Annotated in this window: 15 protein-coding genes; all 15 read right to left on the bottom strand. The window is 37.3% G+C overall.

The annotated features are described in order from the left end of the window. Window positions 1-21: 21 nt before the first annotated feature. The 15 genes from trmFO to rpsP all read right to left on the bottom strand — a co-directional run bounded on the left by trmFO (window position 22) and on the right by rpsP (window position 14,396). Window positions 22-1,332: an FADH(2)-oxidizing methylenetetrahydrofolate--tRNA-(uracil(54)-C(5))-methyltransferase TrmFO gene (gene trmFO, locus NSQ95_RS06425; RefSeq protein WP_342560506.1), complete on the bottom strand. Its 1,311-nt coding sequence runs from the start codon at window positions 1,330-1,332 to the stop codon at window positions 22-24. Between the two features lie 15 nt (window positions 1,333-1,347). Continuing rightward, window positions 1,348-3,423, bottom strand: a complete 2,076-nt coding sequence (gene topA, locus NSQ95_RS06420; RefSeq protein WP_251552914.1) for a type I DNA topoisomerase — start codon at window positions 3,421-3,423, stop codon at window positions 1,348-1,350. Between the two features lie 124 nt (window positions 3,424-3,547). After that, window positions 3,548-4,426, bottom strand: coding sequence for a DNA-processing protein DprA (gene dprA / locus NSQ95_RS06415; RefSeq protein WP_342560505.1), 879 nt, complete (start codon window positions 4,424-4,426; stop codon window positions 3,548-3,550). Window positions 4,427-4,553: 127 nt separating this feature from the next. Next, complete coding sequence (sucD, locus tag NSQ95_RS06410; RefSeq protein ID WP_340884088.1) at window positions 4,554-5,456, bottom strand: succinate--CoA ligase subunit alpha; 903 nt, start codon at window positions 5,454-5,456, stop codon at window positions 4,554-4,556. 18 nt (window positions 5,457-5,474) lie between these two features. Further along, window positions 5,475-6,635 (bottom strand): ADP-forming succinate--CoA ligase subunit beta, encoded by a 1,161-nt coding sequence (gene sucC / locus NSQ95_RS06405; RefSeq protein ID WP_342560504.1) that lies wholly within the window; start codon window positions 6,633-6,635, stop codon window positions 5,475-5,477. A 277-nt stretch (window positions 6,636-6,912) separates the two neighbouring features. Then, on the bottom strand, window positions 6,913-7,194 hold the full coding sequence (locus NSQ95_RS06400; protein ID WP_169358580.1) for an EscU/YscU/HrcU family type III secretion system export apparatus switch protein: 282 nt from the start codon (window positions 7,192-7,194) through the stop codon (window positions 6,913-6,915). Beyond that, window positions 7,191-9,029, bottom strand: a complete 1,839-nt coding sequence (locus tag NSQ95_RS06395; protein WP_342560503.1) for a hypothetical protein — start codon at window positions 9,027-9,029, stop codon at window positions 7,191-7,193. Before NSQ95_RS06395 ends, NSQ95_RS06400 begins: the two co-directional genes overlap by 4 nt. Beyond that, on the bottom strand, window positions 9,026-9,805 hold the full coding sequence (locus NSQ95_RS06390) for a ribonuclease HII (RefSeq protein WP_340884098.1): 780 nt from the start codon (window positions 9,803-9,805) through the stop codon (window positions 9,026-9,028). Before NSQ95_RS06390 ends, NSQ95_RS06395 begins: the two co-directional genes overlap by 4 nt. A gap of 99 nt (window positions 9,806-9,904) precedes the next feature. Beyond that, window positions 9,905-10,759 (bottom strand): ribosome biogenesis GTPase YlqF, encoded by an 855-nt coding sequence (gene ylqF / locus NSQ95_RS06385; protein ID WP_169358577.1) that lies wholly within the window; start codon window positions 10,757-10,759, stop codon window positions 9,905-9,907. 77 nt (window positions 10,760-10,836) lie between these two features. After that, complete coding sequence (gene lepB / locus NSQ95_RS06380) at window positions 10,837-11,397, bottom strand: signal peptidase I (RefSeq protein ID WP_169358576.1); 561 nt, start codon at window positions 11,395-11,397, stop codon at window positions 10,837-10,839. Window positions 11,398-12,052: 655 nt separating this feature from the next. Next, window positions 12,053-12,397 carry a 50S ribosomal protein L19 gene (gene rplS, locus NSQ95_RS06375; RefSeq protein WP_169358710.1) on the bottom strand — a complete coding sequence of 115 codons (345 nt, stop codon included), beginning with the start codon at window positions 12,395-12,397 and terminating at the stop codon, window positions 12,053-12,055. A 127-nt stretch (window positions 12,398-12,524) separates the two neighbouring features. Further along, entirely contained in the window at window positions 12,525-13,253 is a 729-nt protein-coding gene (gene trmD, locus NSQ95_RS06370; RefSeq protein WP_169358709.1) for a tRNA (guanosine(37)-N1)-methyltransferase TrmD, read from the bottom strand. Beyond that, entirely contained in the window at window positions 13,253-13,768 is a 516-nt protein-coding gene (gene rimM / locus NSQ95_RS06365) for a ribosome maturation factor RimM (protein WP_169358575.1), read from the bottom strand. The genes trmD and rimM overlap by 1 nt, the downstream gene beginning before the upstream one ends. 110 nt (window positions 13,769-13,878) lie before the next feature. Then, window positions 13,879-14,109, bottom strand: coding sequence for a KH domain-containing protein (locus tag NSQ95_RS06360; protein ID WP_169358574.1), 231 nt, complete (start codon window positions 14,107-14,109; stop codon window positions 13,879-13,881). A gap of 14 nt (window positions 14,110-14,123) precedes the next feature. Beyond that, window positions 14,124-14,396: a 30S ribosomal protein S16 gene (gene rpsP / locus NSQ95_RS06355; RefSeq protein WP_053590001.1), complete on the bottom strand. Its 273-nt coding sequence runs from the start codon at window positions 14,394-14,396 to the stop codon at window positions 14,124-14,126. Window positions 14,397-14,407: the final 11 nt, after the last annotated feature.

Below are 14,407 nucleotides of genomic sequence, written 5' to 3'. Positions count from 1 at the left end.
CTTTTTAGAGGCTTTTAGCAATTATATCGATGTACTTTTCATAAAATTTTGAATTGTTGTTAGTGCTCGATTAGCCATCTGCTCTGTGCGTACTTTCTTATCTCTTACTTTAGGTTGTAGCTCTGGGAACAAGCCAAAGTTAATATTCATTGGCTGGAAATTTTTCGGGTTAGCTTCTGTTATATAACGGGCCATGCTCCCTAGAGCCGTCTCGGCTGGGAATACAACTAGTTCTTCACCTTTTGCCAATTTTGCAGCGTTTATGCCAGCTAATAACCCACTTCCGGCTGATTCAACATAGCCTTCAACACCTGTCATTTGACCAGCAAAAAAGATTTTTTCGTTAGCTTTTAGCTGATATGTTGGCTTTAAAACATATGGCGAATTAATGAACGTATTGCGATGCATTACTCCATATCTTACTATCTCCACATTTTCTAATCCAGGAATTAGCCTTAGTACTTCTTTTTGCGGACCCCATTTTAGATGTGTTTGAAACCCTACGATATTGTAAAGAGTACCGGCAGCATCATCTTGTCTTAGTTGAACTACAGCATATGGTCTTTTTCCTGTCTTAGGATCTTCTAGGCCTACCGGCTTCATAGGACCAAATAGCAACGTCTTTCTGCCTCTTGCAGCCATGACCTCTACTGGCATACAGCCTTCAAAATAAATTTCCTTTTCGAATTCCTTTAATGGTACAACCTCTGCCTCAATAAGAGCATCATAGAAGCGATTAAACTCTTCCTCAGTCATTGGACAGTTTAAATAAGCCGCTTCCCCTTTGTCATACCTAGATTTCAAGTATACTTTGTCCATATCGATACTATCTTTTTCAACGATAGGTGCAGCTGCATCATAGAAGTAAAGGTAATCTTGACCAGTAACCTCTTTTACCTTCTCGGCTAGAGCTGGGGATGTTAAAGGACCTGTTGCAATCACTGTAATACCTTCTGGAATTTCTGTAACTTCTTCATTTACAATCTCAATTAGTGGGTGGTTTTTAATAGAATCAGTAACTCTACCTGCAAAATCATGTCTGTCTACGGCAAGCGCACCGCCTGCAGGAACACTACTATTGTCCGCTGAGGAGATGATTAGAGAATCCAACATACGCATTTCCTCTTTAATAACCCCAACAGCATTAGTTAAGTTGTTTGCTCTAAGAGAGTTAGAGCAAACAAGCTCAGCAAATTTATCTGTATGGTGAGCTGGAGTCTGTTTAACAGGTCGCATTTCAAAGAGACGTACTTTAACTCCTCTGCTAGCTATTTGCCAAGCAGCCTCACTTCCAGCTAAACCTGCTCCAATAACGTTTACTATTTCAGTCATGTCGTATCCTTCTTTCTAGCTTTGCGGATCTTCCTTATAATCACACGCAACACATTGTATTTGTATTCCTTTTTTCAACTTCTTCTCTACTAGCATTTCATTACATTTTGGACACTGTCTACTAATTGGCTTATCCCAAGAAAGAAACTCACATGTAGGATACTGATTGCAGCCATAGAATAAGCGTTTTGTTTTACTTTTACGCTCAACAATTTGCCCTTCCTCACATGATGGACATTTCACGCCAATTTCTTTAACAATCGCTTTTGTATTTCTACAGTCTGGGAAATTACTACATGCCATGAATTTTCCGTAGCGACCAAGCTTGTACACCATCGGAGAACCGCATTCTTCACAATCCTCACCGGTAGGTTCATCTTTTATTACGATTTTTTCCATCTCTGCTTCAGCATGTTCCAAGTGTTTTTCAAACTCTACATAGAAAGCATCAATTATTTTCTTCCACTCGACTTGACCTTCTTCTACACTATCCAAATCTCGTTCCATTTGAGCAGTAAACTCAATATCTACTATTTTAGGGAAGAATTCTGATACAAGCTGATGGATAATTGTTCCTAACTCAGTTGGTACAAACCTCTTCGTTTCTAGAGCAACATAGCCTCTTTTTTGAATTGTATCTAAAGTTGGAGCATATGTAGATGGTCTACCTATGCCTAGTTCCTCTAAGGTTTTAACAAGTCTCGCCTCTGAGTAACGTGGTGGTGGCTGTGTGAAATGTTGCTTAGGCTCTATCTCTGTAGCGCTTACTTTATCTCCTACTTCCATTGCAGGCAACAATTTATCTTTGTCATCTGTTTGGTCGTCTGAGCCTTCTACGTAGACCTTCATAAAACCAGCAAATTTCACTTGAGAACCATTAGCTCTAAAAATGACTTCACCATTTTTCAAATCTACTGCAACTGTATCCAAAGTTGCTGGAGCCATTTGACTTGCAACGAATCTTTCCCATATAAGTTTATATAAACGGAAAAGATCTCGAGATAATATTGCCTTTAACGAATCAGGTGTTCTTAGTATGTTTGTAGGTCGAACAGCTTCATGAGCATCTTGGGCTTTTTTATCTTGTTTCTCCGCTTTCTTAGTCGAAAGAAACTCTGATCCATATTCACTCTTTATAAATTCAGCAGCGTCTGCTTTAGCTGTATCCGAAATTCTAGTAGAATCCGTACGCATATAAGTTATAAGACCAACAGTACCTTCTTTTTTACCAAGGTCAATTCCTTCGTAAAGCTGTTGAGCAAGCATCATTGTTTTTCTAGCTCTAAAGTTTAATTTTCTAGCTGCCTCTTGCTGTAGTGAGGAGGTAGTGAAAGAAGGCGCAGGATTGCGCTTTCTTTCTTTTTTAGTAACATTAGTTACATCAAACTTTTTGCCCTTCATGAGATTTAATACAGCTTTAACCTCATCTTCATTGGTAAGCTTTGCTTTTTCTTTTTCTTTGCCAAAGTAAAGAGCTTCGAATGCTTTTTTACCTTTTTCAAATTTACCCTCGATAGACCAATATTCCTCTGGGATAAATTTTTCAATTTCTCGTTCACGATCAATTATTAGTCGCAAAGCAACGGATTGTACACGACCTGCTGAAAGACCTTTTTTAACTTTCTTCCATAGAATAGGACTGATATTATATCCTACTAGACGATCTAGAACTCGTCTTGCCTGTTGAGCATCTACTAAATCCTTATCAAGCGGTCTAGGATGCTTAAATGATTCTAGTATAGCATCTTTTGTTATTTCGTTAAATACAACACGACAGTCTGACTCTAAATCTACGTTTAGAGATTTTGCTAAATGCCAGGCGATTGCTTCCCCTTCTCTGTCGGGGTCAGCCGCGAGATAAACTTTCTTTGCTTTTTTGGCCGCATTTTTTAGATCCTGAAGGACTGGCCCTTTACCACGTATTGTAATATATTTTGGCTCGTAATTATTTTCTACATCGACACCCATTTGACTCTTTGGTAAATCTATAACATGTCCTATCGATGCTTTTACTTTATATTTCTTTCCTAAATATCGCTCAATCGTTTTTGCCTTCGCTGGCGATTCTACTATAACTAAATAATCCGACATAGATGTGCCTCCTTATAGAAGGTAACTCGCTTCAATCTGCAAAACAAATACCTGTTGCAAAATGTATAACAGTTTCTTAATAATTGCAAGACTTTTCATTTTTAAATTTTAAAATTTAGGGTTTTTATATTAATTCTTCAATAATTTGATTGCCGTCCCAAATAGGCTTAGCCCCTTCTAGAATCAAGTGATGCGGACCTTCAGATAGGTCTGAATGAATAGATCCTGGAACTGCAAAAATTTCTTTTCCATTTTCTAAGGCATGCTCCATTGTAGAAACTGTACCACTCTTCTTATGTGCCTCTGTAATAACGACACCTAACGACAAACCACTTATAATACGGTTTCTCATGGGGAAATTCCACTTTTTTGGAGTAATATAGGGAGGATATTCAGTTACTAGTAGGTGGCTCTTCGACATAAAATTCGCTAAATCCTCATTTTCTTTAGGATAAATATTAGAAAAACCTGTGCCCAATACTCCAATAGTTTTTCCGCCCATTTCTATTGTTTTTCTATGGGCCAGCGTGTCCGCACCTCTCGCAAGCCCACTGACAATAACATAATTTTGTTGAATTAGAGGGGGTAGTATTTTTTCTATACTTTTTTCTGAATAGGAAGTTGCCTTTCTAGAACCAATTATAGCAATCTTTTTAATGTTAGCTAGTAAGCTTACATCTCCTTTAGTATATAAAATCACTGGAGGATCATATAATTTCAAAAGACTTTCTGGGTAACAATTATCATTATAAGCGATTGGGAAAATATTATGTTTCTCATAGGTTTCAAGTAGAGGGTGAAAAACTAACTCTTTATACATATTTTTCAAGTGAATAGCTCTTTCAATGGGAATATTACACAATTTAGCAAGAAGGGTTGGTTGGATGTTTTCTAGTTGGGATAGGTAGGGATCTATTTTTAGAAGTGGAATTACTTTAGGGAGAGGTACAGGAAATACATAATGTAGAGCGAGTAATCTTCTTTGGAAAGTTTGTTCTATCATCAATTAACCCCTTTTATGAAATTTTTTATACGAAAAGTATGTGCATGTGTATGCCCTAACAGGTAAGTGGGTAATGATTAGTTTATAAAAAGTACGACCCATCATTCGATGAGCCGCACTTTTTTAATTAATGTGTTTTACAAGCGTCGTAAATTCCTGCTTCTTTAATAGCTTCGATTAACGTTTCGCCAATTACAGATGGAGTAGCAGCTACTTTCATACCAGCAGCTTCCATTGCTTTAATTTTTCCTTCTGCCGTACCTTGGCCACCAGAGATAATTGCTCCAGCATGACCCATACGTTTTCCAGGAGGTGCAGTTTGACCACCGATAAATCCTACTACTGGTTTCTTCATGTTAGCTTTGATCCATTCAGCAGCTTCTTCTTCAGCAGTACCACCGATTTCTCCGATCATTACTACAGCATAAGTATCTTCATCTTCGTTAAATTCTTTTAAGACGTCGATAAAGTTTGTACCATTTACAGGGTCCCCACCAATACCTACAGCAGTCGTTTGACCGATGCCTGCTTGAGTCAATTGATGAACCGCCTCATATGTTAACGTACCAGAACGTGAAACTACGCCTACATGTCCTTTTGTATGGATATATCCAGGCATGATTCCAATTTTACACTCATCAGCTGTAATAACACCTGGGCAGTTAGGTCCCACTAAACGTGTTTTCTTGCCTTCCATATAGCGCTTAACTTTTACCATATCCAATACAGGAATATGCTCAGTAATACAAATAGCCATATCTAGCTCAGCGTCAACAGCTTCCATAATTGCATCAGCAGCAAATGGAGCAGGTACGTAGATTACAGAAACATTAGCTCCCGTAGCTTTTACAGCATCAGCTACTGTATTGAATACAGGTACGCCTTCTACTTCTGTTCCACCCTTACCAGGAGTAACCCCAGCAACAATTTTAGTACCGTATTCTAGCATTTGTTTTGTATGAAAAAGAGCAGTTGAGCCCGTAATTCCTTGAACAATTACTTTAGTATCTTTATTAATATATACGCTCATTTTATGTCCCTGCCTTTCTTATCCTACAAGATTAACGATTTTTTGAGCACCGTCTGCCATTGAATCTGCTGCAACAATATTGATGCCTGATTCATTTAATAATTTTTTACCTAAGTCTACGTTTGTACCCTCTAAGCGAACAACTAATGGCACTTGAAGTCCAACTTCTTTTGCAGCAATGATAACACCTTCTGCAATTACGTCACATTTCATGATACCGCCAAAGATATTAACAAAAATACCTTTTACATTTTTGTCAGCTAAGATAATTTTGAATGCTTCTGTAACCTTTTCAGCTGTTGCACCGCCCCCAACGTCCAGGAAGTTAGCGGGTGAGCCGCCGTAGTAGCTAATTGTATCCATTGTTGCCATAGCTAGACCTGCTCCATTAACCATACATCCGATGTTTCCATCTAATGAAATATAACTTAAGTCATATTTAGATGCTTCGATTTCCTTCGCATCTTCTTCATCATAGTCACGTAACTCTAAGATATCCTTGTGTTTGTATAAAGCATTACTATCAAAGTTAAACTTAGCGTCTAATGCTAATACATTGTCATCTTCAGTTACAACTAATGGATTGATTTCAACGATAGAAGCATCTTTTTCATTGTAAACTTGGTAAAGACCAAGCATAAATTTAGCTGCTTTATTTACAAGTTTCGCTGGAATATTCATATTGAATGCCATTCTACGAGCTTGGAATCCAGTTAATCCTACTACAGGATCGATTTCTTCATAGAATAATTTTTCCGGAGAATTTGCCGCTACTTCCTCGATATCCATTCCGCCCTCTTCAGAGCCCATTAATGTTACACGAGATGTCGCGCGATCTAATACTAAACCTACATAATATTCTTTTTTAATTTTACTACCTTCTTCGATAAGTAGACGCTTGATCTCTTTACCTTCTGGTCCTGTTTGGTGAGTTACTAAAACCTTACCTAAAAGCTCTTTTGCATATTCACGTACTTCGTCTAAATTCTTTGCAATTTTAACCCCACCAGCTTTACCGCGTCCACCTGCGTGAATTTGGGCTTTAACAACAATAACGTCAGAACCTAATTCCTTAGCGGCCTTCACTGCTTCTTCTGGTGAAAAAGCAACGATTCCGTTAGAAACTGCTACGCCATATTGTCTAAGGAGCTGTTTACCTTGATATTCATGGATATTCATTTATACATCCTCCCTCAAACTTATGTCACTATTTGCTACCTCTATCATTGTAATAAAGCTGTCACAAATTGTCCATAAAAGTATTATAACTACAAAAAACATAGAATATTCAATCTTTAGAAATCGACAATGTACTTCCTATTTAACTAAAATATGTGTACAAAATAAGCTTGTACAACACCGATTTACAAAAAAGATGATTTTCTATCCGTAGCTTCTAAATCTTTTATAGAACTTTCTCTTGCATAATCTATTCTGTGATAAAAAGGACAAAATATTACTTCTCTCCTCTTTCTTTATCTACCCTATACACAAATGCAAAAACCTCTGCAACCGCCTGATAAAGTTCTTCGGGTATGGATTGGTTAATATCTAGCTTTCCTAGCAGTTCTACTAGGCTAGCATCCTCTTGTATCGGTACAGAATGTTCCAATGCCTTTTCTAATATATTTTCTGCTATTTTCCCTTTCCCCTTAGCTACTACAGTAGGAGCATCCGATTGACCTGGCTTATATGTTAAAGCGATAGCTTCTTTCCTTTTAAACTTACCTTCTGTCATATCCTAATATCCACTCCTTGCTCTTTGGAAGAAGAAGAGTTATTTGGCCATAAGCTCGACATTTTTTGTTGTGCAAAGGTTTTTATAAAAATTCCAGATAATTGATAACCAGCGGTAGCCAGTCCATCTTTTAATGTAGCTTTAAACTTATTCGCTATCGTTTCAATTGTCTGATCATCATTGAAGAGATTAATTGTTACAATTTTATTTTGAACTTGCATGTCTATTACTGTTTCCCTAAGGGAATCTAGTTGAAGATAAAAAATTATTCGGGCAAAATCCGAATCTAGTTTCCCATCTTCTTTCATTCTCCCATTCCATTCAAGGGTTGCATCCATTCGTTTACCTAAAAATTCTAAAGGAACTTGCATTAATAATTGATGTTGGTGACCATTTTCTCCCGAAAGGAGCTGCAAACCATTCATCCGACTAATAATCGATTCGGCTCCATCTCTGACAATAGCCGATATATTAGGCATTTGTAGTAACTCTACAAGTTGCGGTTTTAGCTGGCTTGCCAGTTGGCGCACTTCGTCTTTCCCACTCGCTAAACTTCCCTCATAGCTAAATCCAAGCATTTTTAGAGTTTCTTTCATTGCCATTTCAAAGGCTTTACCATCTAGTTGACTTAGTACTGTTTGCTCTGCTTGGTTTCTATATTGCATTAGGGATGAGTCCTTACTAAGATTGGTTACTTGCTCTAAAGCTTGATTAATAGAATTCATAGTCATTCCTTTTCCCAGTAATGAAACTAAATGGTCTTTTGGGGTAAAACCATTTGCATCTACTTTAAAAACTGCCTGTTGGCTTTGCTCAGAAAAAGCTTTAACTAAAGAATGAGCTACTATATTAGGTTTTGCTTCTCCATCTTTAATATTCATTAAAACTTGTTCCTTTTGAGATGATGAAAGTAAAGGCTGGTTTTGAATCCAGCTTCGCAACTGCTCAACAACCAGTTTATTTTCTATATTTGGCTGCATTAATTTGCTAATGATTTCTCCTGCCGTTTGTTTTAATGCTGGGTTATTTGAAATTGGCACCGGATTATTCAATGTCGCCTCAGTAGGTAAGATAGAAGCGGTTATAAGCTGTTGTAATATAGGTAAACGAATAGCAGATGGAAGCTGTGTATTTAGAAGAGTTTGTAGTTGTTTACCTAATAGAGCACCCGCTACAGGAAGATGAAAAGGTTCTCCTATCTTCTGTAGGTTTAGGACAATTGCTTCTTTTTGTGATGGAGAAAGTTGTTGTTCCTGCTGTAATGCAGTTTTCAAATTAGTTATTAGTGAAGGAAAACCAGTAGTAGTTTTACCACTCAATAAAGTATCAAACATTTTAGACGTCATTGGAATTTTTAACTCTATCATTTTTTGAATTGCTTCTAGTCCTCCTTTTAAAGTGGCATTAGGAGGTAAATTCTTAATAAGCTGTTCAGCCTGTATAAGTATTTCCTTAGAGATAGGTAATTGTTCTTTTATAAAAAATTGAATGATTGCCTGCATCTCACTTGATTTACTTAAATTCATCGCCTGGAGCAATTGCTGAGACTGATGTGCAAGTGAATTTCCTCCACTTAAGGGACCAGTCACAACTTTGAGCTGAATTTCAGGTGCTGCCTTTGTTACTTGAAAGAAATGAGCATCCCCAGTTTTTAAAGGGGTTTCAAGTTTTGCGATTATCTTTTGGTTCCCTATTTGAACTTCGGCCGTTTGATTTGGGAATAGCCTTTTAATTGTTCCATGTATGACTTGTCCTTCTTTCATAGGTGCTGATACCTTCGATGAAATAACATTTGGTGCGTTGGATTGGATGGACGAAAAAGAAGGTCCACTCATACTTTCACCTCGCTTTTTAATATAGATTTAATCGGTTCAAAAGTTTTTCGATGATGCTCACTTGGACCATGCTGCATAATCATTGCTATATGTTCCTTTGTACCATAGCCTGCGTGTTTATTGAAAAGATAGACAGGATACTCCTCGTGAAGTTTATCCATATATTCATCTCTTGCTGTTTTTGCCAAAATAGAAGCAGCTGCAATTGCTAAACTTTTAGCGTCTCCTTTAATAAGGGAGTGATTTTCTATATGTATTGGTAGTTTCATAGCATCTACCAATACAACACTCGGTTGGATTTTTAAGCTAAGCACAGCTTCTGACATCGATTGTTTTGTTGCTTCATATATATTTAGCGTATCAATTTTTTCAACTGATTGAAAATGTATGAAGTAACTAATAGCATTCTCTTTTATTTTCAAAGCTAATTCATTTCTTTTTGCTCTGGATATTTGTTTAGAGTCATTTAATCCTATTAAGTTACTTGTATCTTCTCTTAAAATAACCGCGGCAGTCACAACTGGACCTGCTAGCGGTCCCCTTCCGGCCTCATCTACGCCCGCTATTAGTCCACTTCGATTAACATCAAAACTTTTATCAAACATTACCTTCTCAATATGAGCTTCTTTTTCTAGTTTTTGGACTTGTTGTTTTCTCTTCCAGCTTTCCAATAATTTCTTTGCTCCAGCCCGTTGATCTTCTTCAAGTTCTTTAAACCAGTCTTCTGTGCCATCTGCAACTATTAATTTTTCTTTTATTTCTTGTAAACGTAACATTAAAATCACTTCAGCTTTCTTTTGCTTTCTGTATGTATCGGTTAAAAATATTATAAATCGAGAAAACCCTCTTTACCAGAAGGTAAAAAGGGAATTTTTTCACTCATATTCATCTACAAAATCGAAGGTCAGCTTACCTAATTGCTGATTTCTTATATCACGAACAATTAGCTCAGCCACTTGATCATAGTCAATTTCACCGCCGGATGCAAAGCATCTTCTGAGTTTACCAATATGATCAAAAGTGTCTACTAAATCCTCACTGATTTTTGTAATATTATATCGCTCTTCCATTCTCTTTGGATAATGTTCTTCTAAAAAACGTAGCCCATATACTGCTAAGTCTTCCATGTTGATAACAGCATCCTTAATGGCGCCAGTTAAAGCAAGTTTATAGCCTATTATTTGGTCTTCAAATCTAGGCCATAAAATACCCGGCGTATCTAATAGCTCTATTTCCTTTTCTACTTTAATCCATTGCTGTCTTTTGGTTACACCTGGAGTGTTTCCGGTTTTAGCAATATTCTTTTTGGCAAAGCGATTAATTAAAGTAGATTTTCCAACATTCGGAATGCCTACAATCATAGCTCTAATTGGTCTAGGTTTAATCCCACGTTCTTTCATACGGTCCCATTTAGGCTTTAAAAGCTCTTTAGAGGCTTTAAAAACCGCTTGGAGTCCTTTCCCTTCCAAAGAGTTTATTGCAACAGTAGGGTGCCCTTTTGACTCGAAATAAGCTATCCATTTTTTGGTTTGCATATCATCAGCCATATCCACTTTGTTTAGAATAAGTAGTCTCGTTTTTTGATGGACTACCTCGTCTAACATAGGATTTCTTGAAGACAATGGTAAACGTGCATCTATCAGTTCAAAAATAATGTCTACAAGCTTTAGATTCTCGGTAACTTCTCTTCTTGCTTTGGCCATATGACCTGGAAACCATTGTATTGTCATATTGCACCTCCTTCTTAAAGCACTAGCTATTTTCTAATAGCCGGGAAGAAGAATCACCTTCTTACGCACTACTTTGGTTATTTTACAAAACCAGCCTCACCAATTGGCCAAAATACTAAATTTGTTTTCCCTATAATTTCATCGATTTCAATTAAACCGATCATTCGGCTGTCTTTACTGTATAAGCGGTTGTCTCCCATAACGAAAACATATCCTTCTGGGATTTTTTTGTCTCCAGTGATACTTTCAAGCGTAAAGTCCCCAGTTAATGTTCCTTCTGTTAACTCGCTCTTTTTTTGTTCTAAGTAAGGCTCAGCAACTTCTTTTCCGTTAATGTAGAGCTGGTCGTTTTTATACTCGACATGATCGCCAGGAAGCCCTATTACACGTTTTATATAGTTTTTCTGCTCAGGAGCATGAAAAACTACGATATCAAATCGTTTTGGTTCACCGACCACGTAACCAATTTTATTCACTAACATACTATCCCCATTTTCTAAGGTCGGCATCATAGATTCTCCGTCCACAATTATAGGGGTAAATAAAAAGAGTCGAATTAATGCTGCAAGTCCAAAAGCTATTAATAAAGCTTTCGACCATTCCCATAACTCATTCTTTTCTTTTTGTGCTTGTCCCATTCACTTGCCCCCTTTATATACTCTTATATTGTACAAGGAAAATGTAAGAGTGGCAAAATAAAATCGTCTAAATTCAGTATATATAGAGAAAATATCTAAAATAAAATGATCATTGGAGATGATTTCATAAATCCTTTTATAAAAAGGCTATGTTTAAGGGTAGGGTTGATTTATGATGCAAAGAAATCTTAAATCAGAGAGTAGAATTGATTTTCGCCCCAGCCGGACGCTTTCCTCCGGGTGAGCGATCAGCCATCCCGCAGGAGTCGCCGTCTGGGCTCCAATCAAAAAATAGGAACATCTTTGATGCATCGATAAATTGCTTATAAATTTACTCGCATAAAATAAAGCCGAAAAACTGTACCCAATCCCAATTTCATAATCTTATAAAAAACCCAATCAATCTCAATGATCACTTTCTATACGCTTCCCAATTAGTATATGTATTTAATTGCTACTCTTGGCCGATACGTTCTGCTAGTTACCTCACTTCGAAAACACTGACGGGTTATCTTAACAACTACTTTAAAAATAGATAATCTATATACTTCTCTTAAATACAATAATTATCCACAAAGAAAAAAATGTTGCAGCAAAAGTGAGATCACTTTTTCCTGCAACATTCACATCAGGCAACTTTGCCTTACTTACACTATTAGCGACGCTCTTTAATACGAGCAGCTTTACCGCGTAGTTCACGTAGGTAGTACAATTTAGCACGACGAACTTTACCACGACGAATAACTTCTAGGTTAGCAATTTTTGGTGTGTGTACTGGGAAAGTACGTTCTACACCAACACCGGAAGAGATTTTACGAACTGTAAAAGTTTCGCTAATTCCGCCTCCACGACGTTTAATTACAACACCTTCGTACATTTGGATACGTTCGCGAGTTCCCTCAACAACCTTAACGTGTACACGAACTGTGTCACCTGGGCGGAATGTAGGAAGATCTGTACGTAATTGATCTTTTGTGATTTCTGAAATAATGTTTTGCATCATTTTCTCTCCTTATATAGAATGCTCTTACACACATAGCTGTTGCAGCGGAACACCCAAAATCAGTACTTCACATAAAAGTACATAGTAAAATATATCATATTGACTGGCTATATGCAATTATAAATTATAACTCTTTTAATTGAAGCATTCTTTTTTCAGTATCTGTTAGTTCTGCATTTTCTAGAAGGTCTTTCCTTCTTTCGAACGTTCGTTTTAGAGACTGCTCTCTTCTCCATTGGTCGATAGCTGCATGGTTTCCAGACAGCAACACATCTGGAACCTTGTAGCCGCGATATTCTACTGGTCGAGTATAATGTGGATGCTCTAGCAAGCCCGTAGAAAAAGAATCTTGCTCATGGGAAGCAGCCTTGCCAAGAACATTGGGGAGTAATCTCACAACACTATCTACTACAGTCATAGCAGCTAATTCTCCACCGGTTAAAACAAAATCTCCAATTGAAATTTCGTCTGTAACTAAATGCTCCCTAATTCGCTCATCGTAGCCCTCGTAATGACCACATATAAAAACAAGCTCCTCTTCCTTCGCTAATTCCTCTGCTTTTTGCTGATTAAAGCGTTCTCCTTGGGGGCAGAGCAATATAATCCGTCTGTTCCCACTAGAGCTTGGAGGAAGAGCCTCAATGGCGTTAAAAATAGGTTCTGGCTTTAATACCATCCCTGCCCCACCACCATAGGGATAATCATCAACCTGATGATGCTTGTTACCAGAATAGTCTCGGAAGTTTACTACATCAATCGATACCTCATTTTTATCCTGCGCTTTTTTCAAAATAGATGAGTTGAACACTCCCGTGAACATCTCTGGAAAAAGCGAAAGAATATGAATTTTCATCATGACAATAAACCTTCCAGTACCTCAATAGTGATTTCTTTTTTATTCACATCTATTTTTTTCACTACATCCTCAATATATGGAATATAGTGTGTCTTCCCTTTGACCGGCTGCACAGTCCATACGTCATTTGCTCCAGTTTGAAGTATTTCAGTAACGGTTCCAATTGTCTCACCCTCGGTAGAAACAATCGTACAGCCAATAATTTCATGATAGTAGTATTCATTTTCTTCTAACTCTGTTAGATACTTCTCAGATACTTTTAACGTTGCATCACGAAAGCCTTCTACATCTTTCAGTAAGGTATAACCGTCAAAAGTTAACAAATCAAAATTTTTATGCTTACGGTAGCTTGTAATTTTAACGATGATTGGTTTAGATCCATCTTTTTTAAAAAGACCAAGCTCATTTCCTACCTGATAACGCTCATCTGGAAAGTCAGTAGTAGAAATGACACGAACCTCTCCCCAAATTCCGTGGGTATTGACGATTTTTCCAACATTGTACCATTCCATTGAATAAATTCCTCCTATCAAAAAAGGAAGAACAAAGTGTTCTCCCTCTTCTCATATTACATTTACCTCTTTAGAATTTCTTCCCTGAGGTATTAGCTTCACAAGTGAAGTTAATCTAATATATCGACATATGTTTTCTTTTGGTGACTGCCTGCTGCTGAGTAAACAATTGTACGAATAGATTTAGCTACTCGGCCTTGTTTGCCAATTACTTTTCCCATATCTTCAGGATGAACAGAAAGTTTGTAAACTATACGGTTTGCACTTTCGTCCTTTACCACCTGAACTTTGTCTGGATAATCAACTAATGGTTTAACGATTGCTTCGATCAGCTGCTTCACAATGTCCCCTCCGATTATTTGCCGAGTTTTGCGTTATGGAATTTTTCCATGATTCCTTGTTCAGAGAACAAGTTACGTACTGTATCAGATGGTTTCGCACCATCTTGAAGCCATTTTAACGCTAATTCTTCGTTAATTTTAACTTCTGCTGGTTTAGTAAGTGGGTTGTAAGTACCTACTGTTTCAATTTGACGACCGTCACGTGGTGAGCGAGAGTCTGCTACTACAATACGATAGAAAGGAGATTTTTTAGCTCCCATACGTTTTAAACGAATTTTAACTGCCATTTTTATTGCAC

Origin of the sequence: Psychrobacillus sp. FSL W7-1457 (genome assembly GCF_038593405.1) — a bacterium.
Classification (GTDB): Bacteria; Bacillota; Bacilli; order Bacillales_A; family Planococcaceae; genus Psychrobacillus.
Note: the sequence above shows the minus strand (reverse complement) of the source record. Positions and strands in the feature narration are given on the sequence as shown.

Coding starts and splice junctions, on each gene's coding strand:
- trmFO (WP_342560506.1), bottom strand. CDS start 1,332: ATGACTGAAATAGTAAACGTTATTGGAGCAGGTTTAGCTGGAAGTGAG.
- topA (WP_251552914.1), bottom strand. CDS start 3,423: ATGTCGGATTATTTAGTTATAGTAGAATCGCCAGCGAAGGCAAAAACG.
- dprA (WP_342560505.1), bottom strand. CDS start 4,426: ATGATAGAACAAACTTTCCAAAGAAGATTACTCGCTCTACATTATGTA.
- sucD (WP_340884088.1), bottom strand. CDS start 5,456: ATGAGCGTATATATTAATAAAGATACTAAAGTAATTGTTCAAGGAATT.
- sucC (WP_342560504.1), bottom strand. CDS start 6,635: ATGAATATCCATGAATATCAAGGTAAACAGCTCCTTAGACAATATGGC.
- NSQ95_RS06400 (WP_169358580.1), bottom strand. CDS start 7,194: ATGACAGAAGGTAAGTTTAAAAGGAAAGAAGCTATCGCTTTAACATAT.
- NSQ95_RS06395 (WP_342560503.1), bottom strand. CDS start 9,029: ATGAGTGGACCTTCTTTTTCGTCCATCCAATCCAACGCACCAAATGTT.
- NSQ95_RS06390 (WP_340884098.1), bottom strand. CDS start 9,805: ATGTTACGTTTACAAGAAATAAAAGAAAAATTAATAGTTGCAGATGGC.
- ylqF (WP_169358577.1), bottom strand. CDS start 10,759: ATGACAATACAATGGTTTCCAGGTCATATGGCCAAAGCAAGAAGAGAA.
- lepB (WP_169358576.1), bottom strand. CDS start 11,397: ATGGGACAAGCACAAAAAGAAAAGAATGAGTTATGGGAATGGTCGAAA.
- rplS (WP_169358710.1), bottom strand. CDS start 12,397: ATGCAAAACATTATTTCAGAAATCACAAAAGATCAATTACGTACAGAT.
- trmD (WP_169358709.1), bottom strand. CDS start 13,253: ATGAAAATTCATATTCTTTCGCTTTTTCCAGAGATGTTCACGGGAGTG.
- rimM (WP_169358575.1), bottom strand. CDS start 13,768: ATGGAATGGTACAATGTTGGAAAAATCGTCAATACCCACGGAATTTGG.
- rpsP (WP_053590001.1), bottom strand. CDS start 14,396: ATGGCAGTTAAAATTCGTTTAAAACGTATGGGAGCTAAAAAATCTCCT.